The following is a 20,967-nucleotide window of genomic DNA, read 5'->3' on the forward strand; positions in this document are numbered from 1 at the left end:
CTCAGGAGGCGGGGCCGTCTTGTTCCAGCTGCTGGCGCCGTTGCTGCTGTTGGCGTTGCAGGATGTAGCGGGCCAGCAGTTGCCGTTGGGCATCGGTCATGTCGGTGAATTCCGTACCGACCCCGAAATCACCCTCCGGGCGCAGGTCGCAGTGGGTGACCCTGCCGCGCAGCAGCAGGCCGTGGGCACGCGGCATCAGCACCATCTTCACCTTCACCTGGGTGCCGGGGGCGATCTGCCGAGGTTGCGCGAACTCGATGCCGCCTTCGGAAATGATCACCCGCTGCGGTTGGCCGATTTCACCGAGCAGGGTTTGCGCGACCACAGCGCTGAGCAGGTCGAGGCGCTTGTTCTGTGCGCGCAGGAAGGCCGCCAGGGTACGGTCCTTGTCGCTCAGCTGGCGCAGCAGATGCTGCGACTCGAAGTCGGACAGGTGCAGCTCGCTGAGCAGGTTGAACAGTGGTGAATCATCCTGCAACAGTTCTGCCTCAAGGGCTTCGGCCGCGCTGAGGGGGCTGATTTCCAGTGCGATCCGATCTTCGATGCGGTAGTATTCGCGGCGATCTTCTTCGTCTAATGTCGTCATGGCGAACCCATGGTTGCGGCGGTGGTCCGAGTGTAAAGCCGCCGTAGGCGCCTCGCCACAAGGACGTTCCCTTTCATCCGAACAAGCCCCGACATGTTCAGACCTCTTTTCGCATTCATCGGTACGCGTTACACCCGTGCCAAGCGCCGTAACCACTTCGTCTCGTTCATTTCCCTGACCTCGATGATCGGCCTCGCCCTGGGCGTGGTAGTGATGATCGTGGTGCTCTCGGTCATGAACGGTTTCGACCACGAGATGCGTACCCGCGTGCTGGGCATGATCCCCCACGCCACGCTGGAGAGTGGCCAGCCGATCAACGACTGGTCTGCCCTTGCCCAACAAGTAAAGCAGAATCCTCAGGTGCTGGCGGTCGCCCCGTACACGCAGATGCAGGGCCTGCTGACCCACGACGGCAAGGTGCAGAAGGTGTTGCTCAATGGCATCGACCCGGCGCGCGAGCGCGAAGTGTCGATCATCGACAACTTCATCCAGCAAGGCAGCCTCGATAAGCTGGCGCCTGGCGAGTGGGGCATCATGATCGGCGACAAGGCCGCGGCCAAGCTGGGCGTCGCCATCGGCGACAAGCTCACGTTCGTCGCTCCCGAGGTCAGCGTGACCCCGGCCGGCATGTTCCCGCGCATGAAGCGCTTCACCGTGGTCGGCACCTTCCACGTTGGCGCTGGCGAGATCGACGGTTACCTGGGCCTGACCAACATCACCGACCTGTCCCGCCTGCACCGCTGGAAGCCGGACCAGGTGCAGGGCCTGCGCCTGAAGTTCGACGACCTGTTCCAGGCGCCGCGTGTAGCCTGGAGCATCGCCCAGCAGCTGGGCGAGCAGGAGTACTACAGCCGCGACTGGACCCGTACCCACGGCAACCTGTACCAGGCGATCCGCATGGAAAAGGCCATGATCGGCCTGCTGCTGCTGCTGATCGTCGCGGTGGCGGCGTTCAACATCATTTCCACCCTGGTGATGGTGGTCAACGACAAGCGTGGCGACATCGCCATCTTGCGTACCCTGGGCGCCACGCCCGGGCAGATCATGCTGATCTTCATGGTCCAGGGCACGGTGATCGGGGTGATCGGCACCCTGATCGGCGCCGTGGTCGGGATCGTCGCCGCGCTGAACGTGAGCGCGGCGATCGCCGGCATCGAGACGCTGATCGGGCACAAGTTCCTCAACGCCGACGTGTATTTCATCGATTACCTGCCGTCGCAGATCCAGGCCCAGGACGTGTACATGGTCTGCGGTGCGGCGCTGGTCCTGAGTTTCTTCGCCACCCTGTACCCGGCCTGGCGTGCGGCCCGCACCCAGCCTGCAGAGGCGCTACGTTATGAGTGAGTCGCGCATGAGTGATAAAGCCGTTCTGAGTTGCCGCAACCTGGGCAAGTCCTACGACGAGGGGCCGGAGTCGGTGCAGGTACTGTCCGGGCTCAACCTGGAGCTGCACGCCGGTGAGCGCGTGGCCATCGTCGGCAGCTCCGGTTCCGGCAAGAGTACCTTGCTCAACCTGCTCGGCGGCCTCGACCGGCCGACCCAGGGCAGCGTGTGGCTGGCCGGCGAAGAGCTGTCGGCCCTTGGCGAGCGCGCCCGCGGCCTGCTGCGCAACCGTGAGCTGGGCTTTGTCTACCAGTTCCACCACCTGTTGCCAGAGTTCACTGCCATGGAGAACGTGTGCATGCCGCTGCTGATCGGCCGCACCGCCATTCCGGAGGCCCGTGAGCGGGCCGAGGCGTTGCTCAAGCGGGTGGGCCTGGGCCATCGCCTGCACCACAAGCCGGCCGAGCTGTCCGGTGGCGAGCGCCAGCGGGTGGCGATCGCCCGCGCCCTGGTCAACCGCCCAGGCCTGGTGATGCTCGACGAGCCGACCGGCAACCTCGACCACCACACCGCCCAGGGTATCCAGGAGCTGATGCAGGAGTTGTCCAGTGCGTCGCGCACCGCCTTCCTGGTGGTGACCCACGACCTCAACCTGGCGCGCCAGATGGACCGCGTATTGAAACTCGACGACGGCCACCTGGTGGCGATCTGACCGAGTGCACGGGGTGGCAGTGCTGCCCCGTTTCCCCGTTTTAATTGGGTGTTTCCTACATGTTCAGACCCTTGCCCATCTTCATCGGCGCGCGCTACACCCGGGCCAAGCGCCGCAACCACTTCATCTCGTTCATTTCGATGACCTCGATGATCGGCCTGTCGCTGGGCGTGCTGGCGATGATCGTGGTGCTGTCGGTGATGAACGGCTTCCAGCGCGAAATGAGCTCGCGCATTCTTGGCCTGGTGCCGCATGCCTCGATCCTTGGCGTGCAGCCGCTGGACGACTGGCACAAGGCAGCCGACGCTGCGTTGCAGAACCCGGCAGTGATGGCTGCGGCGCCGATCACCGAGATGGAAGGCATGCTCTCGTACAAGGGCGCGATGCAGCCGATCCAGGTCAGCGGCATCGACCCGGCCGAGGAAGACAAGGTCTCGATTGTCGGCCAGCATATCGTCCAGGGCCGCCTGCAGGACCTGCAGCCGGGTGAGTACGGCGTGGTCATCGGTGAACTGACTGCGCGGCGCTTCCGCCTCAATACCGGCGACAAGCTGACCCTGATCGTGCCGGAAATCAGCAAGGAACCTGGCGGTATCACCCCGCGCATGCAGCGCCTGACCGTGGTCGGTATCTTCAAGGTCGGTGCCGAGCTGGATGGCTCGCAGGCCTACATGCATGTGGCCGATGCCGGCGAAATGCAGCGCTGGGCGCCGGGGCAGGTACAGGGCGTGCGCCTGAAACTGCACGACCTGTATGCCGCGCCGCAGGTGTCCAAGGCGATCGCTGCCGGGTTGGGCGATGGCTTCCGTGCCGATGACTGGTCGCACACCCAGGGCAGCCTGTTCAGCGCGATGAAGATGGAAAAGACCATGATCGGCCTGCTGCTGCTGATGATCATCGCAGTGGCGGCATTCAACATCATCGCCACCCTGGTGATGGTGGTGAACGACAAGGGGCCGGACATCGCCATCTTGCGGACCCTGGGCGCCACCCCTGCGCAGATCATGGGTACGTTCATGGTTCAGGGCAGCCTGATCGGCATTGTCGGCACCTTGATCGGTGGCGTGCTCGGGGTGATCGCTGCGCTCAATGTCAGCCAGATCGTCGGCTGGCTGGAGCGAGTGAGCGGGCAGCACATCTTCACGTCGGATGTTTACTTTGTAAGCAGCTTGCCGTCCGAACTGCAGGGCGGGGATGTGCTGATGATCTGTGCTGCCGGGTTGGTGATGAGCTTCCTGGCGACCATCTACCCGGCTTATCGGGCGTCGCAGGTGCAGCCGGCGATTGGCCTGGCAGTTTGATGTTTGCCTGGATCCTGGGGGCTGCAAAGCAGCCCCAATTTCACCGAGCTTCAGGCAGCTCGATCACGAACCTTGTCCAGCCGTCCTGGCATTGCGCCCGAATACTCCCGCCATGGGCCTGCACGATCGACCGGGTAATCGCCAATCCCAACCCGGCATGCTCACTGCTACCTTCCCGCCGCGCCGGGTCCACCCGGTAGAAACGATCAAACAGGCGCGGTAACGCCGCTGCTTCGATTGCCGCCCCGGTATTGGCCACGCAAATCCGCAATCCCGGCTCCAGCGTCACCCGGATCTGCCCGCCCGCCGGCGTAAAGCGCAAGGCATTGTCGAGCAGGTTGGACAGGGCCCGGCGCAGCATATGCCGGTCGCCCTGCACTACCGCCTCGCCTTCGCGCAGCAGGTGCACCTCATTGTCCTCGGCCAACGGCGCGTAATACTCCAGCAGTGCATCCACGTCTTCGTGCAAGGCCAGCGCCGCCTGCCCCGGCACCAGCAGGCCATGGTCGGCCTTGGCGAGGAACAGCATGTCGTTGATCATCTGTGCCATCCACTGCAACTCCTCGAGGTTGCCATGCAGTGCCTCGCGGTATTCCTCCAGGCTGCGCGGGCGGGTGAGGGTGACCTGGGTGTGGGTCAGCAGGTTGGACAGCGGTGTACGCAGCTCGTGGGCGATGTCGGCGGAGAACGCCGACAGGCGCTGGAAGGCGTCGTCCAGGCGTTGCAGCATGGCGTTGACCGTTGTGGCCAGCTCAGCCAGCTCCTCAGGCATTTGCGCCACCGGCAGGCGCGTAGTCAGTGAGCGCGCTGACACACTGGCGGCCACCTGGCCCATCTGGCGCAGTGGGCGCAGGCCGCTGCGTGCGGCCCAGGCACCGAGCAGGGCAGTGGTCAGGGCTGAGAGCCCGACGGTGAGCCAGATCAGGCGCTGCATGCCCTGCAGGAAGTGCTGGTGATGGGTGATATCGAGAAACAGCGTCAGTTGCGCAGCCGTCTGATCGTCCGCCGGCACTGCCAGGCTTCGATAATCGACGCCGTCTGCGTGCAGGGTCGTCAACCCGGGCGTTGATGGTTTACCTGGCAGGCCGTCGCGGCTGGCAAACCAGATTGCGCCGTCGCGGCCATCGATGCGCAGCGCCAGGTCAGCCTGGTGGCTGAGCTCGTTGCGCAGGGCTGGCAAGCGGCTTTGCAGTTCGTCAGGGCCCTTCAGGCCGGCGAGCTGGCTGCGAAACAGGGACAGGCGCGACTCCAGCAGTTGCTGGTCCAGTTCGACGAAATGCTGCTCGCTGGCACGGTTGAACAGCAGCCCCGCACCCAGCGACACGCTGGCGGTACAGGCGGCAAACAGCAGTGCCAGGCGCGTGCCGAGGGAAAGCCGGCGCATCAGTCCTGGCGCTCTTCGAGCACGTAGCCCATGCCACGCACGGTATGGATCAGCTTGTTCGGGTGCGGGTCGTCGATCTTCAGGCGCAGGCGGCGTACCGCCACTTCGATGACGTTGGTGTCGCTGTCGAAGTTCATGTCCCACACTTGCGAGGCAATCAGCGATTTGGGCAGCACCTCGCCCTGGCGGCGCAGCAGCAATTCGAGCAGGGCGAACTCCTTGGCGGTCAGGTCGATGCGTGTGCCGGCCCGTTCGGCGCGGCGGCGGATCAGGTCCAGGCGCAGGTCGGCCAGGGTCAGGGTGGTGTCCTGGCTGGGGCTGGCGCCGCGGCGTAGCAGGCTGCGTACCCGGGCCAGCAGTTCGGAGAAGGCGAAGGGCTTGACCAGGTAATCGTCGGCGCCCAGTTCCAGGCCGTGCACGCGGTCTTCGACGGCGTCGCGGGCGGTGAGGAACAGCACCGGGGTGTCCAGCCCGGCAGTGCGCACGGCCTGCAGGATCTGCCAGCCGTCACGCCCGGGCAGCATCACGTCGAGGATCAGCAGGTCGTGGTCGCCGGTCAGGGCCAGGTACTGGCCGGTCTCGCCGTCGGTGGCCAGTTCGGTGGCAAAGCCGGCTTCGCTCAGGCCCTGGCTCAGGTACTGGCCGGTGCGGGCCTGGTCTTCGACGATCAGCAGTTTCATGGGGTTCCCAAAGGGTCGGGTGATGGCTGAAATGATACGTGACGATGTGCCTGCTCGCCCAAGCTGACAAGGTTGTAATCTTCCCGTCAGCTAACCGCCAGCCGTGCCTTTCTAGAGTGGTCTCATCCCGCCGTGATTTTCGGAGTCATCATGAAACACCTGTTCATCGCCGCCGCGCTAGCCCTGGTCAGCTTGCCCACCCTGGCCGGCGAGGCGAAAACCTTCGCTTTCGGCGAGCCCGCCCCGGCAGCCAAGGCCACCCGCACCGTCGAAGTAGTGCTCAAGGACATCGCCTTCGAGCCCAAGAACCTGAAAGTGAAGGCCGGCGAGACCGTGCGCTTCGTGCTGATCAACGAAGGCAAGCTGCCCCATGAGTTCAACCTCGGTGACAAGGCCATGCATGCCGAACACCAGAAGCAAATGATCGCCATGCAGGGCATGATGCACAATGCTGCCATGCAGCATGAGGGTATGGACCATTCGCAGATGGGCCATGCGTCCGCCATGCCGATGGACCACGGTGCCCATCACAACGGCGGCAACACCGTGCTGGTGCAGCCTGGCCAGCGCGCCGAGCTCACCTGGACCTTCCGCAAGTCGGCGCCGATCGAGTTCGCCTGCAACGTGCCGGGGCATTATCAGGCCGGTATGGTCGGGGAGCTGACCATCGAGTGACTTGCACTCCAAGGCGGGGTGCAAAACCGGTAGACTAGGGGCAATTTCGAACCTCCAGGTCAGTTTCCATGCATCCCGCCGCCGAACATTCTCCGCTGGGCAAGTCCAGCGAATACATTGCCACCTACACGCCTTCGTTGCTGTTCCCGATTCCGCGTACGGCCAAGTGGGCTGAGCTGGGCGTGACTGCCCAGACCTTGCCGTGGCAGGGTGTGGACTACTGGAACTGCTTCGAGCTGTCGTGGCTGCTGCCCTCGGGCAAGCCGGTGGTGGCCATTGGTGAGTTCGCCATTGCGGCCGATTCGCCGAACATCATCGAGTCGAAGTCCTTCAAACTCTACCTCAACTCGTTGAACCAGACCGTGTTCGCCTCGATCGGCGAGCTGCAGGCGTGCCTGGTGAAGGACCTTTCGGCGGCCGCTGGCAAGCCGGTGGGTGTGCAGGTGCGCACCCTGGCGGAGGTGGAGGCGCAGGGCGTGGTTGCCTTGCCTGGGCAGTGCATCGATGTCCTGGATGTGGCGATCGACAACTACGAGCAGCCGCAACCGGAACTGCTGAGCTGCAACCCGGAGCGCATGGTCGAAGAGACCGTGCACAGCCACTTGCTCAAATCCAACTGCCCAGTGACTGGCCAGCCAGACTGGGGGAGCGTGGTGGTTGAGTACAAGGGCAGGGCGCTGGACCATGCCAGCCTGCTGACCTACCTGATCAGCTTCCGCCAGCACGCCGACTTCCATGAGCAGTGCGTGGAGCGGATATACCTGGACTTGAAGACCCTGCTGCAGCCTGAGCACCTGACCGTGTATGCGCGGTATGTGCGCCGCGGCGGGCTGGATATCAACCCATACCGCAGCACTGGGGCGATCAGCCCGGCGAACCTGCGACTGGTTCGCCAGTAAGCTCTGTGTAATTGGGGCCGCAAAGCAGCCCCAGCTTTGGCTTTGTCAGATGCCCATGCTGTGCAGCGAGTTGGCAATGCTGCGCAGGGTGGCGGTCAAATCCGGGTGTTCGGCCTCGAAGCGTTCGATCGCCAGGTTCACCCCGTCGACCACGTTGTTGTCCGGCGTGGCTTCCTCGAGCTTCAACTGCGCTTCGATCTGCCTGGCCTCTTCGTGCAGGGCGGCCAGTTCTTCATCCGTAAGCGGTACGTTGCGGTCCAGTTGCTCGCGCAGGCTGTTCAAGCGCTCTTGCAATTCGCGGGCAGGCATTGGCTGTTCTCCATCAATGGCTTGGCAAGGCATGGACCTCAGCGAAGCGGCAAAGGTTCTCGCCTGTCTCCTAGCGTAATCCACTCGCTGACGCTTTGCATGATCCGCATCAATGGGGCTGTGTCAGGGTTTTTCGCCCTTGCTGCAGCGCAGGGCGATGTCGGCAAGGCAGGTGTCCAGTTCGTCGAGGTGGTCGATCACCGAATGCACGCCCAGGCTGAACAGGGCCAGCGTGGCCTTGCCGCGGGCCAGATCCTGCTCTTGCTGGGTCATGGCCTGCCATTGCCTGGAGGAGAGGTCGCACGAGGGGCTGCAGGCCGCCAGGCCCACGGTCCACAAACCGGCGTTGAGGCCTGACTGCAAGAGCTTGGGCTCACCGCTGACCAGCACGCAACCTTCCAGGCGTTCGCTGTCCAGGCTCATCAAGGCCTGCCAGCAGGCATTTGGCGCGGGCCAGCGCACGCCGTTGACCGAGTGGCCCGGCAACCAGTCTGGTAACACGCTGGCCAGGCGCCTGCTTTGCAGGCTGCTCAGGTCGTCCAGCCAGATGCACGGCACCTGGGCATGGCGCAGGCCAGCCAGCGTTTCGAGTGCGCCAGGGGCGGGCAGGGGGCTGCCGTCGGTGGCCTGGACCAGGCAACCGCGCAGGCCGAACAGCACAGCGGTAATGGCGGGTGCAGCGAGCATGGTAACGTCCCTGAAATAGTCCGCAGGCTATTGGACGATTGTTACCGTGCTGTGACGGGCAACAGTTGTTCACAAATTATTGAGCAAAAATGTGTAAAGCTGTTTATCAGCGTGCAAGGCTCTATACTGCCGCGGTACAGCAGCGCACCCGTTGCGCTTGCGGCCGAGAATTTCGATGGAGAAACATCTATGCGTAGGATCGGTGCCGGAGTGATCGAGCGAGTCACCCAGGCCTTTGTCTGCGCCAGCTTGCTGCTGGCGCCCATGGCAGCCACTCAGGCCGCCACCGAGGAGGATCCTTGGGAAGCGGTCAACCGCCCGATCTTCCGTTTCAACGATACGATCGACACCTATGGCCTCAAGCCATTGGCCAAGGGCTACCAGTGGGTCACCCCGCAGTTCCTGCAGGATGGCATCCACAACATGTTCAACAACGTCGGTGATGTCACCAACCTGGCCAACAACGTGCTGCAACTCAAGCCCCATGCTGCGGGCGTGGATACCGCGCGACTGATCGTCAACACCGTGTTCGGCCTTGGCGGCTTCTTTGATGTCGGCACCAAGATGGGCCTGCAGCGCAACGACGAAGACTTCGGCCAGACCCTCGGTCGCTGGGGCGTGCCCAGCGGTCCGTACGTCGTGATCCCGCTGCTCGGCCCGAGCACCGTGCGTGACGGCCTGGCCAAGTACCCGGACAGCTACACCGAACCCTACCGCTACATCAACGATGTGCCGGTGCGTAACTCGATCTTCGCCCTGAACGTGGTCGACACCCGGGCCAGCCTGCTGTCGGCCGAGAAGCTGATCCAGGGGGACAAGTACATCTTCATCCGCAATGCCTTCCTGCAGAACCGCGAGTTCAAGGTCAAGGATGGCGAAGTCGAAGACGACTTCTGATCATTGCTGGCATGAAAACGGCGACCCAAGGGTCGCCGTTTTTGTTACAGATCAATGCATGGCCAGGATGCGCAGGCCTAATTTCTGCTGCCCGCCGGGCTGATCGGCGATCCACACCACTTCGGTACTGGCATGCAGGCCCTTGAGTGCCGGGTGGTCTGAGTCGATGCGCACCTCCAGATGGTCGCCGACCTTGAATGGCCGCGGCGCCTGCACCTGCATGCCGCCGCTGGAAAGGTCCAGGCACACCGCCGCGATGACCTGCCCCTCATGCAGCAGGCTGACCTCGGTGTCGATGCGCATGCGGATGAAATCGCGTTTCTCGCTGTGGTTGGAGGGCGTATGAGGCATGCTGCATCCTTCCCAATAGGTTGTACTGGTTGGCGTTTTTATAACTCTCGGTGATTTACCCTGTAAAGAGCAGCGGACTCCACCCATGTATGCTTGAAACACCTGGCGGATGGGAGTACCGTCTGCGCCTTACGAGTTGCCTCTGCTGGTTGCCTGGCCTGAGTTCTTGGCCTACAACTCAAGTAGAGTGTTACCACAGAGTATTCCAGCAGTTGGATGTCAGCCTTGCAGACGCCCCTGCACCAACCCAAATCGGCGCCGTTCGCCCACATGCAGAAAATCAGTGCAACGCTGCTGATCATCGATGATGACGACGTGGTCCGTGCGAGCCTCGCCGCCTATCTGGAAGACAGTGGCTTCAGCGTCCTCCAGGCCGGTAATGGCCAGCAGGGGCTCCAGGTCTTCGAAGAACACCAGCCCGACCTCGTGATCTGCGATCTGCGCATGCCGCAGATGGGCGGCCTCGAACTGATCCGCCAGATCAGCGAGCGCGCACCGCAGTTGCCGGTGATCGTGGTGTCTGGTGCCGGCGTGATGAGCGACGCGGTCGAGGCCTTGCGCCTGGGCGCTGCCGACTACCTGATCAAGCCGCTGGAAGACTTGGCCGTGCTCGAACACTCGGTACGCCGGGCGCTCGACCGTTCGCGCCTGGTACTGGAAAACCAGCGCTACCGCGACAAGCTGGAAGCGGCCAACCGCGAGCTGGAGGCCAGCCTGCACCTGTTGCAGGAGGACCAGACCGCCGGTCGCCAGGTGCAGATGAACATGCTGCCGGAAAGCCCCTGGACGCTCGGCGAGTTCACCTTCGAGCATCAGATCATTCCGTCGCTGTACCTGTCGGGCGACTTCGCCGACTACTTCCGTGTGGATGACCGGCGCATTGCCTTCTACCTGGCCGATGTCTCCGGGCACGGTGCGTCGTCAGCATTCGTCACGGTGTTGCTGAAGTTCATGACCACGCGGCTGTTGTTCGAATTCAAGCGCAGCAGCAAGCTGCGCGAGTTCAAACCTTCGGAAGTGCTGAGCCACATAAACCGCGGGCTGATCAACTGCAAGCTGGGCAAGCACGTGACCATGGTCGGTGGCGTGATCGACGAAGAAACCGGCCTGCTGACCTACGCCGTGGGCGGCCACCTGCCGCTGCCGGTGCTGTATACCCCGGGCCAGGCCCGCTACCTGGAAGGCCGCGGCCTGCCGGTGGGGCTGTTCGACGAGGCGACCTATCAGGACCAGGTGATCGAGTTGCCGCCACAGTTCAGCCTGAGCCTGATGTCCGATGGCATTCTGGACCTTTTGCCAGGGCATACGCTCAAAGATAAAGAAGCTGCCTTGCCGGAGATCGTCAATGCAGCGGGTGGTAGCCTGGATGGGCTGCGCCAACGTTTCGGATTGGCTACGCTTGGGGAGATGCCGGATGATATCGCCCTATTGGTGTTGAGCAGGAACCTTCAATGAGTACCGGTAGAATCCAGTTCGCCGAGCAGAGCGGTACCTTTGTACTGAAATTCGTCGGTGAAGTGCGCCTGACCCTGTGTTCGGCGCTGGATGCGACGATCGAGAAGATTTTCACCGCGCTGAACTTCTCGACCATCGTCATCGACCTGACCGAAACCGAAAGCATCGACAGCACCACCCTGGGCCTGCTGGCCAAGCTGTCGATCCTGTCGCGGCAGAAGGTTGGCCTGTTGCCGACCGTGGTCACCACCAACCCGGACATTTCGCGCCTCCTGCAATCCATGGGCTTCGATCAGGTGTTCAACATCGTCGACCGCCCGGTGCCACGTCCTGAGTGCCTGACCGACCTGCCGTCGCAGGATCAGAACGAGGATGTGGTGCGCTCCAAGGTGCTGGAGGCGCACAAGATTCTCATGGGGCTCAATGACTCCAACCGCGAAGCCTTCCATGACCTGGTGAATGCGCTGGAGCGGACCTGATCTTCAGCCTGTGCCGGCCTCCACAACGCCACCAGCCCAATCACGCTCGCTGGGCAAACTCGGTTGCCTCGCTGCCATCCGCACTCAGCTGAAACACCCGCGCCGGCCGCCCTTGCTCATCGAACAGCACCTGGCCCAACCCCGCCCCATTCCACAGCCGCTCCCCGGCCTTGCTACGGCTGGGGGGGCGTGGCAACACCTCCATCTGCCGGCGTTTGGTGAACCAGTTCAGCGGTGAGCGTGGCGAGTACAGCCAGCGGTTCAGCCTGTCCAGTACGTCCAGCAAGCGCCGTGGGAACTCGTTCTTGATCCCGCTGCTGGTCACCTGCCACAGATGCGGGCTGCGCTGGCGATGGCGGATCAGCACCTCGTAGACGAACGAATAGTGCACATCGCCCGAGAGGATCACGTAATGCCCCGGTGTGCGCGAATGGCGGAAGATGTTCAGGATCACCTGCGCCGCGCCACGGTGGGCCATCCAGTTCTCGGCATCCACCAGCAGCGGGTAGCCCAGCCAGCTGAACACCTTCTGCACGGTCTCGATCAGCTTGACGCCAAAGATCGGTGCCGGCGAGACGATGATTGCCGAGGGGTGATCCAGCAGCGCCTGCTGCAGCTCGCACAGCGCTTCCCAGTCGAGCAGGCCGGACGGCTTGCCCAGGTCGCTCTCGCTGCGCCAGCGGCGGGTGCGGGTGTCCAGCACCAGTAGCGGAGGCTCGCTGGGCAGGCTGTACTGCCAGCCCTGGAAGCGCAGCAGTTCACCGATCAGCTCATCCTGCTGCTGGGTCAGCGTCTGGCACTGCTCGACCAGTGTGTTGCAGCCATCCGGGTCGTTGCCCCAGGCCTGGCACAGCAGATAGCCCAGCAACGCATTGCCGATTATCCGCCGTGAGAAGGGATGGCCATAGGCGGTTTCTTCCCACTGTGCCGAGAGGTTCCAGTCGTCGGTGATGTCGTGGTCGTCGAAGATCATCAGGCAGGGCAGGTGGGCCATCACCCGTGCCACGTCGCCCAGGCTGGCGGCGAAGGCCGCGATCAGCGGCAGCTCCTCGCGATAGCGCGCCTGGTGCTGCGGGCTCAGGCCGGCAGGCATGTCCAGGTTCACCAGGCGCCAGGGCGCGGGCGCCCACACCAGCAGATACATGGCCATGACTTCGGCGAAGGTCACCAGGTGGTTGTCGGCGTTGCTGGAGGAAAAGATCGGCTTGCGCTTGCCGCCGAAGAAGCGTTCGCGCAGGGTTTCGTTGCGTGCCTGTGCGGGCAGCAGGTCGGCGCGATGGTAGTAGCTGGCTGGATGGCGGTAGAGTGCCTGGCTGTCGGCGACCACCGCGCCATCCAGCGCTTCGTCGAACAGGCCCAGGCGTTCGATTAGCGAATGGATGGCGCGCAGCATAGGGCCGGCGACGTCGTCGGCATAAATCTGGTCGCCGGTCATCAGCAGCACGGCGGGGCGGTCTTCCGGTCGATGGCTGGCCTGTAGCAAGCGGTCGGCGCAGAGCAGGCCGTCGGCTGCCGGGTGATGCGGTTTGCGACAGGATCCGTGCAGCAGTTGGTCGAGGCGGTCGCGCAGTACCAGGCTGGGGCGATGGCTGCCGGGGTAGAGCAGGTGCGGAGCCCAGCCGGCAATGCCTTGGCCGTCGAGCAGCAGGTCATACTCGATGGCGACGTTGCGCGGCAGAGGCTCGGCGAAGTGAATGTCCAGCAGGTGAATGAAGGCGTGCTGGCCGACAGCAACGACCTGGCAATCGACCGTGACGGTGCCGTCGAGGATGAATTCGGGTTGCAGGGGTTGGCTGCCGACCAGCCAGATGGCCAGCCTTTGTGGCTCGAGGCGGCGCAGTACCGGGCCGGCGAGCACGAGGGGCAATGGGGATGAGGTCATTTGGCCTTTGAGTTCAGGACGCGTTCACAGCCCGCTTAAACAAAACGGGCGGGAAATGCTGAACATTCCCCGCCCGCCTGGCAAACCTTAGATGTATCAGGCTTTTTCAGCCATCAACTTCTCGAGCTTTTCCTGATCCCGGGCAAACTGGCGAATACCTTCAGCCAGCTTCTCGGTGCCCATGGCATCCTCGTTCATCGCCCAGCGGAACTGGCTTTCGTTCAGCACCTGTCTGGCTTCACCGGCATTGCCTGGCTTGAGAATGCGCGGCAGTTCGCCCTGGTCGCTGCCCAGCTTGTCCAGCAGGTCCGGGCTGATGGTCAGGCGATCGCAGCCGGCCAGCTGTTCGATCTGGCCGAGATTGCGGAAGCTGGCACCCATGACCACGGTGTCGTAGCCATTGGCCTTGTAGTAGTTGTAGATGCGCGTGACCGACTGCACGCCCGGGTCTTCGGCGCCGACGTATTCCTGGCCGGTGCTTTTCTTGTACCAGTCGTAGATGCGGCCCACGAACGGCGAAATCAGGAACACGCCAGCATCGGCGCAGGCCTGGGCCTGGGCGAAGGAGAACAGCAGGGTCAGGTTGGTCTGGATGCCTTCCTTTTCCAGCTTCTCGGCGGCGCGGATGCCTTCCCAGGTGGAGGCCAGCTTGATCAGCACGCGGTCTTTCGACACCCCGGCGGCTTCGTAAAGGCCAATCAGCTGGCGCGCCTTGTTCAGCAGGGCCGGCTCATCGAACGACAGGCGTGCATCCACCTCGGTGGAAATACGCCCCGGAATGACCTTGAGAATACCCGCGCCCACAGCCACGGCGAACTTGTCGCAGGCCAGGTCGACATTGCCTTTTGCATCGGCCTTCACCTGCTTGAGCAGCTCGGCATAGCCCGGGATGGCGGCGGCCTTGAGCAGCAGGGACGGGTTGGTGGTGGCATCGACCGGCTTGAGACGGGTGATGGCATCCAGGTCCCCGGTGTCGGCAACCACGGTGGTGAACTGCTTGAGTTGTTCCAGCTTGGAGGTCATGGGCGTGCTCTGTCCTGTGCGTTTACTCGACATTACCCGAGGCCCGACGGGCGCTCAAGAGGCCAGTGGGGCGGGGCAGAATTGCCGAAGGTGATGATTCGAGTCAGCAGCGCACGCGAGGTTCCCTGGCCCGCCCAGGCAACCTCACCGCCCTTGCATCAACTCCGCCGCCTGGTCGAACACCTTCAGCGGCTCCGCCGCCTTGTGGATATCCGCCGACAACAACTGCCGGAACCGCCGCGCCCCCGGGAACCCCTGGCCAAGCCCCAGAATATGCCGGGTGATGTGGTGCATCGCGCCACCGCTTTCCATGTGCGCCACGATATAAGGCCGCAACTGCTCCAGTGCCTCGCTGCGGCTCACCACCGGCGCTTGGCTGGCAAACAGCTGCTGATCCACTTCGGCCAGCAGGTATGGGTTGTGGTACGCCTCGCGCCCCAGCATCACGCCATCGAAGGTCTCAAGATGCGCCTGGCATTCCGCCAGGGTCTTGATCCCGCCGTTGAGCACGATTTCCAGGTCCGGGAAGTCCGCCTTCAGCTGCGCGGCCACGTCGTAGCGCAGCGGCGGGATCTCGCGGTTTTCCTTCGGCGACAGCCCCTCGAGAATTGCGATCCGCGCATGCACGGTAAAACTCCGGCAACCGGCGTCACGCACCTGGCCAACGAAGTCGCACAGCTCGGCATAGCTGTCGCGGCCATTGATGCCGATGCGATGCTTGACCGTCACCGGCGTGGACACCGCGTCCTGCATGGCCTTCACGCAATCGGCCACCAGTGCCGGGTGGGCCATCAGGCAGGCGCCGATCATGTTGTTCTGCACCCGGTCGCTTGGGCAGCCGACGTTGAGGTTGACCTCGTCGTAGCCGGCTTCCTCGGCCAGCTTGGCGCAGGCGGCCAGGTCGGCTGGCACGCTGCCGCCCAGTTGCAGGGCCAGCGGGTGCTCGGAGACGTCGTGGCGCAGGAAGCGGTGGGCCTCGTTGTGCAGCAGGGCGCCGGTGGTGACCATTTCGGTGTAGAGCAGGGTGTGCTTGGAGAGCAGGCGCAGGAAGAACCGGCAATGGCGGTCCGTCCAATCCATCATCGGCGCGACGGAGAAGCGCCGGGAGAGTGGGGTGGGTGTGGCGGAGATTGGGGGCATTGGGTTACGAAATCGGTGTGGCTGGGAGGTGGGGGAGTTTATCAGGAATGGCCGGTCGGGCTCAGTGATATCCGGCGGAAATGCAACCTCTTCAAGCGTGGGATTAGGCAAGACAGCCACGAAATGGGCTGATAGCATTGGGCTATCAATTCACAGTAAGGAATGGACCCCATGCTGAAGAAAGTCGCGTCATCCATCCTCGTTGCTGGCGCCCTGCTTGCCTCCGCTCAAGGGGCTTTCGCCGAAGAAAAGCTGTTCAAGAACTACGTCTACCAAACCCCCCTCGCAAAATTCACTGAAGCCGCCGGTTACTATGACTGCTCCGAAGACGTCGGCGGGACCGCGAGGTGTATTGACGATGTGGATTTCCTGGAAGAGAAATTCACCGTCGCGCTGATCTTCTCCGGCGACAAGCTGATGATGGTTTCATTGATCAGCCCGTTTGATCAAAACCTCTACGCCAAAGCCATCGCGGGCCTTTCCAAATCATTCACGCTGGTTTCCATGAACGATGAAAAATCCATCCTGGATGTGTTTGATACCGCGAAGAAGTCGAGAAGCACTGACGAGCTGACGACGAAGATTTCCAATTTTGAGCAGGTCGGTCTGGCGTCCGGAAGCCTGACTTACACCTTTCTCGAAGGGCTGAGTGCTGAAGGGCAAACCAATGCTGTGAGTGCGTTGGCTGCTGCGCCGGAGAATATTCGGTCCGCCGAATTGGTGATGGCTGGGCAAGGTGCGGATTCGGGGATAATTATTCGTTTTACGTTTCCGCGGTTAGAGGCGAACAAGTTCCTGGCTGAGTCTGAGAAGCCTGTTGAGTCGTTTTGATGAGTTGATTGCTACGAAGGCGTTCAGTCCCAGAGCGTCATGATGCATCCGTCTTGTGCGGGGCTGAGGATGCGCCATGGCTTTCTGGGGCTGAACACCTGAACGTCGCTATGAACTCAGCCTCGCACCCAGCCTGCCCGTATGGGTGTCGCCATCAGCCTCCGATAAAGCCGTTCCGTCGTATTGGTGATACGCAGACCGAAACGCCTCCAGATCGGCGAAAACCCTGAATAAACCAGAAACGAAACAACCACCGCCCCCACCATATCCAGCGGAAAGTGCACCCCCAGAAATACCCGCGCCCAAGCCACGCTCAACCCGGTCACCAAAATGACCACGCCCCACCCAGACAAACCATCCAGCAACAAGGTCAAGCCCATGCAGGCAAACACGGTCATATGATCGCTAGGAAATGACGAATCCGGCGCATGCAGCATCCAGTTATGCCCCAACCCGATCATGAACGGTCGTGGATGCGGCCATACCGCCCAGATGACCTGATTGACCACCAACGCGATCACCGTCACCAGCGTCGCCTTGAGCACCAGCCTGCGCTCCCCGCAATGCCCCCACAACCAGAACCCCAGCATCAACACGGGCAGCAGAAAGATCAGCACCTTGGCAATGCCGATGGCGAGCAGGACTAGCCACTGCGGCGTATCACCGCCGCCGTTGATCAGCAGGAAGAGGGAGCGGTTGAATGTTTCGAGTTCGCCCATCGTGTATGTCCCCGCCGTGCGTTCAGACACTGTTTCAATTTCAATTTAAGCCGCATGCGCGCATTGCACCGCAGTCGACAAGCAAAAAAGCCGATGGCGCGATCAGGGATATCGCCATCGGCTTTCAGACGTCTGTTTCCGTCCGCGCGCTACTTCTGGTCGTTGGCCGCCGTCTGCTGAACCTGCTCAGCCTGGTCCTGCGGCAGCTTGTCGAACTCATGCAGCCCATCTTTACGGTACGGGTCGCCAATCCAGCGCGGTGCCGCGGCAAACTGTGCGCTCACCAGGCTTTTCGCCGGCTCGTACTTGTCGTAGCTCAAACCGGCCAGGTCCGACAGCGTGTGAATCAGGTGCGAGCTGCTGTAGGGGCGGCTGGCCATCGACTGCAGGTCGCGTGGGTGCTCGGCCTGCCAGCTCGGTGAGGTCCACAGCAGGAACGGCACGGTGTACATCGGCCGGGTCGGCGCGCCTTCGTTGCGGCCCAGGCGGTCGTGGTTGCCGGAGCTGTACACGTCTTCGCCGTGGTCGGACAGGTACAGCAGGAAGCCGTTGGGCGTGGCTGCCGAATATTGCTTGATCAGGCTCGACACCACGAAGTCGTTGTAGCGCACGGCGTTGTCGTAGAAGTTGTAGGTTTCCACCTGGTCATCGGTCAGCGCAGCCGGCACACCTTTGCGATCGGTGAAGTGCTGATAGGCATCCGGGTAGCGGTAGCGGTAGTCCATGTGCGTGCCCAGCAGGTGGACGATGATGAACTTCTTCGGCGCCGGGTCTTTCAGGGCCTTCTCGAACGGTGGCAGCACCACTTCGTCGTACTGGCTGGCGTTCTGGTTGCGCTGGTTGTTCAGGTACACCGGCTCGTCCGTCTGCTGCGAGAAGGTGGTGAGCATGGTGTTGCGCTTGGTCATGGTCTGCTGGTTGGTGATCCAGAAGGTCTTGTAGCCCGCCTGTTTCATCAGGTTGATCAGCGATGGATCGGTGAGGAAGCGGTCGGGGTGCTCCTCGTCACCGAAGGTGAGGATCTGCTGCATCACCTCGATGGTGTAGGGGCGTGGGGTGACCACATTCTGGAACACGGTCAGGCTCTTGTCGGCGGCCAGGGCATCCAGGTTGGGGGTGGTGTCGCGGTTGTAGCCATACAGGTGCATGTGCTCGCGGGTGGTCGACTCACCCAGCACCAGCACCAGCGTGCGCGGGGCGTCGCCGCTGCTGTCCTGGAGGTTCTGCAGGGGCGGCAGGGCGGCGTTCTGGGCCAGCAGGTTCTGCATGTTGTTCAGCTGCTGCAGGTATTGGCGGTAACCGACCACCAGCTGCCACGGTACGGCCGGTTCCATGCGTTGCTGGACCTTCTCCATGGCATCGGCGAAGTTGCGCTCCTGGGTGACCATCTGCTTGTAGAACGGCAGCACCAGGTTGGCGGCCAGCAACAGCACCACCACCGGGATACGGCTGCGCAGGCGCAGGGTGACCGGGCGTACGCGGGTCCACAGCAGCACGGCGCCCACGGTGTAGGCCAGCAGACCGAGCATCAGGCCAATGCTGAAGTACTGGCTGAAGTATTCGCCCGCTTCGGCGGTGTTCGACTCGAACATCACGAAGATGACGCTTTGCGAGAATTCCTGATGGTAGATGCCGAAGTAGCTCAAACCCACCAGCGAGGCGGCCCACAGCACCACGCCGATGACGGCGGCGAGGGTGCGGGTGAGGCGTGGCAGCAGCAGAACCGGCACGAACCACAGGGTGCTGAGGAACAGGGCGTCACGGAAACCGGCGAAACCGGTGGTGCCACTGAACAGCAGAAGCGCCTGGGTGACGCCGGAGAAGTACCAGAAGAACAGCAGGAGCCAGCCCAGGCCGGCCCAGTCCACGCGCTTGGGCGCGGATGGGGATGCGGTGTTTGCCACGTGTGCCTCGTAGAACCATGGCGGCAGCCAGAAGAAGGGGCTGCCGGAAAGGCAGAGAGGCTAGAGGGCGGATCGTGAAAATTACGTTAACGAAAGATGGAAGAAACCTTAACTGGCGAGCCGTGGCTGGACCATGACGAACGCTATCGCCGTTCCGAGGAATTCATCCGGGCGCTCAAGGGCATCTGGACTGAAGACAACTTCACCTTCAACGGCGACTCCTATCGCTTTCGCAATTACAACCTCAAGCCCAAGCCATTGCAGCAGCCGCACCCGGAAATCTTCCAGGGCGGCAGTTCGCGGGCGGCGCGGGACATGGCGGCGCGGGTGTCGGACTGGTACTTCACCAACGGCAATACGGTAGAAGGGATCAAGGCGCAGGTCGATGACATCCGCGCCACGGCAGATTGCCGAGCGCATCGTGGCATTGAAGGCGGTAGGGGTGGATCTGATTCTGTCCGGATTCCTGCATTTCCAGGAGGAAGTGGCTTACTTTGGTGAGCGTGTGTTGCCGCTTGTGCGGGAGCTGGAAGCCGCCGGGCAGGAAGAGAAAGCGGTCGCCTGATAATTCTGTCAGTTCTCACTCATGCTGGACTTCCCTACAGTCTGTTTTCCTGGGATCGGGGTCCAGCATGGCTAAGATCGCTAGTTTCCGCCGCATAAGGCTTCTGCTCTATACCCCTTATGGTTTCCGCCCTCATTTGGAAGGGACGGTGCTTCGATTTGCCGGCCAGGCTCAGGACCCGGTTACGGGTCACTACCTGCTGGGTAATGGCCAGCGCAGCTACAGCCCATGGCTGATGCGCTTTTGCTCAAGCGACCGGCTAAGCCCGTTCGGTCATGGCGGAATCAACAGTTATGCGTATTGTGCTGGTGATCCTGTGAACCAGGTGGATCCGTCAGGGCATGCGCCCTTGCGGAGACTTTCCGGCGATAGCACTGTGTCCGAACCGTCACGGCTCCAGCATTACGCCGCGCGTGTAGCAACGGCTGCAGGTTCTGGCATCGGGATGGTGATAGCGCTTGTGGACATTGCCAGCGAGCATCAGAACGCGCCTGCGGGGTCCATCCCACCAGGCCAGCGACTCAGGCGCATCGCCGGATTTCACGCGCTGGCAATCGGTGCAATATCCGATGGCTATGAAGTGTTCCTTCCCGTTGGTGATGCTGGTCGAGTCGGTCCGGTCGATAACATGGGACTTGCGGGTGCTGGCTTTTTCGCACTGGACGCTTCAATCGGGGTTGCCTCAAACGTGTATCAGCACGGCTGGCGCGGGTTGGCAGTGAATGTGCGCTCTTTGGCATATGCGTTGGGTGAGGTCAGCCTGATCGGGCCTCTGAAAGACCTGATGATTTATGGTTATAAAAGGATGTCAGCCCGATCGGCGCAGCAAAATCCCGTGGAGCTGATGAATGTAATCAGGCAGTCAGGCTCCAGGGTATGAGTGTTTCCATTCGGTTACGGAGCAGCTGTCGAACTGCCGCAAAGGCACCTTGTCAGCAGTCCAATTCCTCAGGTCGGTTTCAGGATGCGCCTGGTCGCTCGCACACAACCTTCCGGCGCCACAAGTGCCATGCTTGTGGGATGCCCATGAGCCCAGTGCGCGCAGACGCACGGCCATTGGCAAGGAGGCCTCCGTGCCCACGCCACCGTGACGTGGCCGGTGAGCCGCAGCAGAACACGCCGGATACCTGCCCTCCATAACCGTTCAGGCGGGGTCCGTGATGCC

The 20,967-nt window shown here is 62.5% G+C and carries 21 protein-coding genes and 1 pseudogene; 11 read left to right on the forward strand and 11 right to left on the reverse strand.

The annotated features are described in order from the left end of the window. Position 1: 1 nt before the first annotated feature. Positions 2 to 586, reverse strand: a complete 585-nt coding sequence (locus tag ACIPZ8_RS00380) for a PilZ domain-containing protein (RefSeq protein ID WP_400719068.1) — start codon at positions 584 to 586, stop codon at positions 2 to 4. A 93-nt stretch (positions 587 to 679) separates the two neighbouring features. On the opposite strand from ACIPZ8_RS00380, the gene ACIPZ8_RS00385 reads away from it, so the two are divergent. Genes ACIPZ8_RS00385 through ACIPZ8_RS00395 form a run of 3 tightly spaced genes read left to right on the forward strand, consistent with a single transcriptional unit; the run spans position 680 to position 3,922 of the window. Then, complete coding sequence (locus ACIPZ8_RS00385) at positions 680 to 1,930, forward strand: lipoprotein-releasing ABC transporter permease subunit (protein WP_400719070.1); 1,251 nt, start codon at positions 680 to 682, stop codon at positions 1,928 to 1,930. 7 nt (positions 1,931 to 1,937) lie between these two features. Next, positions 1,938 to 2,621: a lipoprotein-releasing ABC transporter ATP-binding protein LolD gene (gene lolD / locus ACIPZ8_RS00390; protein ID WP_176506135.1), complete on the forward strand. Its 684-nt coding sequence runs from the start codon at positions 1,938 to 1,940 to the stop codon at positions 2,619 to 2,621. 59 nt (positions 2,622 to 2,680) lie between these two features. Next, on the forward strand, positions 2,681 to 3,922 hold the full coding sequence (locus tag ACIPZ8_RS00395) for a lipoprotein-releasing ABC transporter permease subunit (protein ID WP_400719072.1): 1,242 nt from the start codon (positions 2,681 to 2,683) through the stop codon (positions 3,920 to 3,922). A 40-nt stretch (positions 3,923 to 3,962) separates the two neighbouring features. Here ACIPZ8_RS00395 and ACIPZ8_RS00400 read toward each other — a convergent pair whose 3' ends face one another. Together ACIPZ8_RS00400 and cinR are read right to left on the reverse strand one after the other, a co-directional pair. After that, positions 3,963 to 5,306: a heavy metal sensor histidine kinase gene (locus ACIPZ8_RS00400; protein ID WP_400719074.1), complete on the reverse strand. Its 1,344-nt coding sequence runs from the start codon at positions 5,304 to 5,306 to the stop codon at positions 3,963 to 3,965. After that, a complete protein-coding gene (gene cinR / locus ACIPZ8_RS00405) occupies positions 5,306 to 5,986 on the reverse strand; it encodes a two-component system response regulator CinR (RefSeq protein WP_294341565.1) in 681 nt (226 codons plus the stop codon). Before cinR ends, ACIPZ8_RS00400 begins: the two co-directional genes overlap by 1 nt. Before the next feature lie 150 nt (positions 5,987 to 6,136). On the opposite strand from cinR, the gene ACIPZ8_RS00410 reads away from it, so the two are divergent. Together ACIPZ8_RS00410 and queF are read left to right on the forward strand one after the other, a co-directional pair. Next, positions 6,137 to 6,661, forward strand: coding sequence for a plastocyanin/azurin family copper-binding protein (locus tag ACIPZ8_RS00410; protein ID WP_400719076.1), 525 nt, complete (start codon positions 6,137 to 6,139; stop codon positions 6,659 to 6,661). 68 nt (positions 6,662 to 6,729) lie between these two features. After that, positions 6,730 to 7,560 (forward strand): NADPH-dependent 7-cyano-7-deazaguanine reductase QueF, encoded by an 831-nt coding sequence (gene queF / locus ACIPZ8_RS00415; protein ID WP_400719078.1) that lies wholly within the window; start codon positions 6,730 to 6,732, stop codon positions 7,558 to 7,560. 45 nt (positions 7,561 to 7,605) lie between these two features. On the opposite strand, the gene ACIPZ8_RS00420 is transcribed toward queF, so the two are convergent. Together ACIPZ8_RS00420 and ACIPZ8_RS00425 are read right to left on the reverse strand one after the other, a co-directional pair. Then, positions 7,606 to 7,869 (reverse strand): DUF4404 family protein, encoded by a 264-nt coding sequence (locus ACIPZ8_RS00420; RefSeq protein ID WP_060508039.1) that lies wholly within the window; start codon positions 7,867 to 7,869, stop codon positions 7,606 to 7,608. Between the two features lie 123 nt (positions 7,870 to 7,992). Beyond that, positions 7,993 to 8,556 carry a phosphonoacetaldehyde phosphonohydrolase-related protein gene (locus tag ACIPZ8_RS00425; protein WP_400719080.1) on the reverse strand — a complete coding sequence of 188 codons (564 nt, stop codon included), beginning with the start codon at positions 8,554 to 8,556 and terminating at the stop codon, positions 7,993 to 7,995. 189 nt (positions 8,557 to 8,745) lie between these two features. Here ACIPZ8_RS00425 and ACIPZ8_RS00430 point away from each other — a divergent pair, with 189 nt between their 5' ends. Then, complete coding sequence (locus ACIPZ8_RS00430) at positions 8,746 to 9,453, forward strand: VacJ family lipoprotein (RefSeq protein WP_400719082.1); 708 nt, start codon at positions 8,746 to 8,748, stop codon at positions 9,451 to 9,453. Between the two features lie 51 nt (positions 9,454 to 9,504). Here ACIPZ8_RS00430 and ACIPZ8_RS00435 read toward each other — a convergent pair whose 3' ends face one another. After that, complete coding sequence (locus tag ACIPZ8_RS00435) at positions 9,505 to 9,804, reverse strand: PilZ domain-containing protein (protein ID WP_400719084.1); 300 nt, start codon at positions 9,802 to 9,804, stop codon at positions 9,505 to 9,507. Positions 9,805 to 10,074: 270 nt separating this feature from the next. Here ACIPZ8_RS00435 and rssB point away from each other — a divergent pair, with 270 nt between their 5' ends. Then, the gene (rssB, locus tag ACIPZ8_RS00440; RefSeq protein ID WP_400719718.1) at positions 10,075 to 11,259 is read left to right on the forward strand and encodes a two-component system response regulator RssB; all 1,185 of its coding nucleotides are present in this window, start codon (positions 10,075 to 10,077) and stop codon (positions 11,257 to 11,259) included. Continuing rightward, positions 11,256 to 11,738, forward strand: a complete 483-nt coding sequence (gene rssC / locus ACIPZ8_RS00445; protein WP_027919583.1) for an anti-sigma factor antagonist RssC — start codon at positions 11,256 to 11,258, stop codon at positions 11,736 to 11,738. Before rssB ends, rssC begins: the two co-directional genes overlap by 4 nt. Before the next feature lie 40 nt (positions 11,739 to 11,778). On the opposite strand, the gene ACIPZ8_RS00450 is transcribed toward rssC, so the two are convergent. The 3 genes from ACIPZ8_RS00450 to dusA form a co-directional block, all read right to left on the reverse strand. Then, positions 11,779 to 13,620, reverse strand: a complete 1,842-nt coding sequence (locus ACIPZ8_RS00450) for an alkaline phosphatase D family protein (protein ID WP_400719086.1) — start codon at positions 13,618 to 13,620, stop codon at positions 11,779 to 11,781. Between the two features lie 96 nt (positions 13,621 to 13,716). After that, entirely contained in the window at positions 13,717 to 14,643 is a 927-nt protein-coding gene (tal, locus tag ACIPZ8_RS00455) for a transaldolase (protein WP_400719088.1), read from the reverse strand. Between the two features lie 144 nt (positions 14,644 to 14,787). After that, a complete protein-coding gene (dusA, locus tag ACIPZ8_RS00460; RefSeq protein ID WP_400719089.1) occupies positions 14,788 to 15,783 on the reverse strand; it encodes a tRNA dihydrouridine(20/20a) synthase DusA in 996 nt (331 codons plus the stop codon). Positions 15,784 to 15,954: 171 nt separating this feature from the next. Here dusA and ACIPZ8_RS00465 point away from each other — a divergent pair, with 171 nt between their 5' ends. After that, on the forward strand, positions 15,955 to 16,614 hold the full coding sequence (locus ACIPZ8_RS00465; protein ID WP_400719090.1) for a hypothetical protein: 660 nt from the start codon (positions 15,955 to 15,957) through the stop codon (positions 16,612 to 16,614). 116 nt (positions 16,615 to 16,730) lie between these two features. Here the strand turns inward: ACIPZ8_RS00465 and ACIPZ8_RS00470 are convergent, their stop codons facing one another. Next, positions 16,731 to 17,333 carry a phosphatase PAP2 family protein gene (locus tag ACIPZ8_RS00470; protein ID WP_400719091.1) on the reverse strand — a complete coding sequence of 201 codons (603 nt, stop codon included), beginning with the start codon at positions 17,331 to 17,333 and terminating at the stop codon, positions 16,731 to 16,733. A 149-nt stretch (positions 17,334 to 17,482) separates the two neighbouring features. Continuing rightward, positions 17,483 to 19,237: a phosphoethanolamine transferase CptA gene (locus ACIPZ8_RS00475; protein WP_400719092.1), complete on the reverse strand. Its 1,755-nt coding sequence runs from the start codon at positions 19,235 to 19,237 to the stop codon at positions 17,483 to 17,485. A 93-nt stretch (positions 19,238 to 19,330) separates the two neighbouring features. Here ACIPZ8_RS00475 and ACIPZ8_RS00480 point away from each other — a divergent pair. Then, positions 19,331 to 19,802, forward strand: a pseudogene (locus tag ACIPZ8_RS00480) (LLM class flavin-dependent oxidoreductase); the annotation flags it as partial. 67 nt (positions 19,803 to 19,869) lie between these two features. Beyond that, on the forward strand, positions 19,870 to 20,682 hold the full coding sequence (locus tag ACIPZ8_RS00485; protein WP_400719093.1) for an RHS repeat-associated core domain-containing protein: 813 nt from the start codon (positions 19,870 to 19,872) through the stop codon (positions 20,680 to 20,682). The last annotated feature ends 285 nt before the right edge of the window (positions 20,683 to 20,967 follow it).

The sequence above is a fragment of the Pseudomonas sp. NPDC089422 genome (genome assembly GCF_044749405.1).
Taxonomy (GTDB): domain Bacteria; phylum Pseudomonadota; class Gammaproteobacteria; order Pseudomonadales; family Pseudomonadaceae; genus Aquipseudomonas.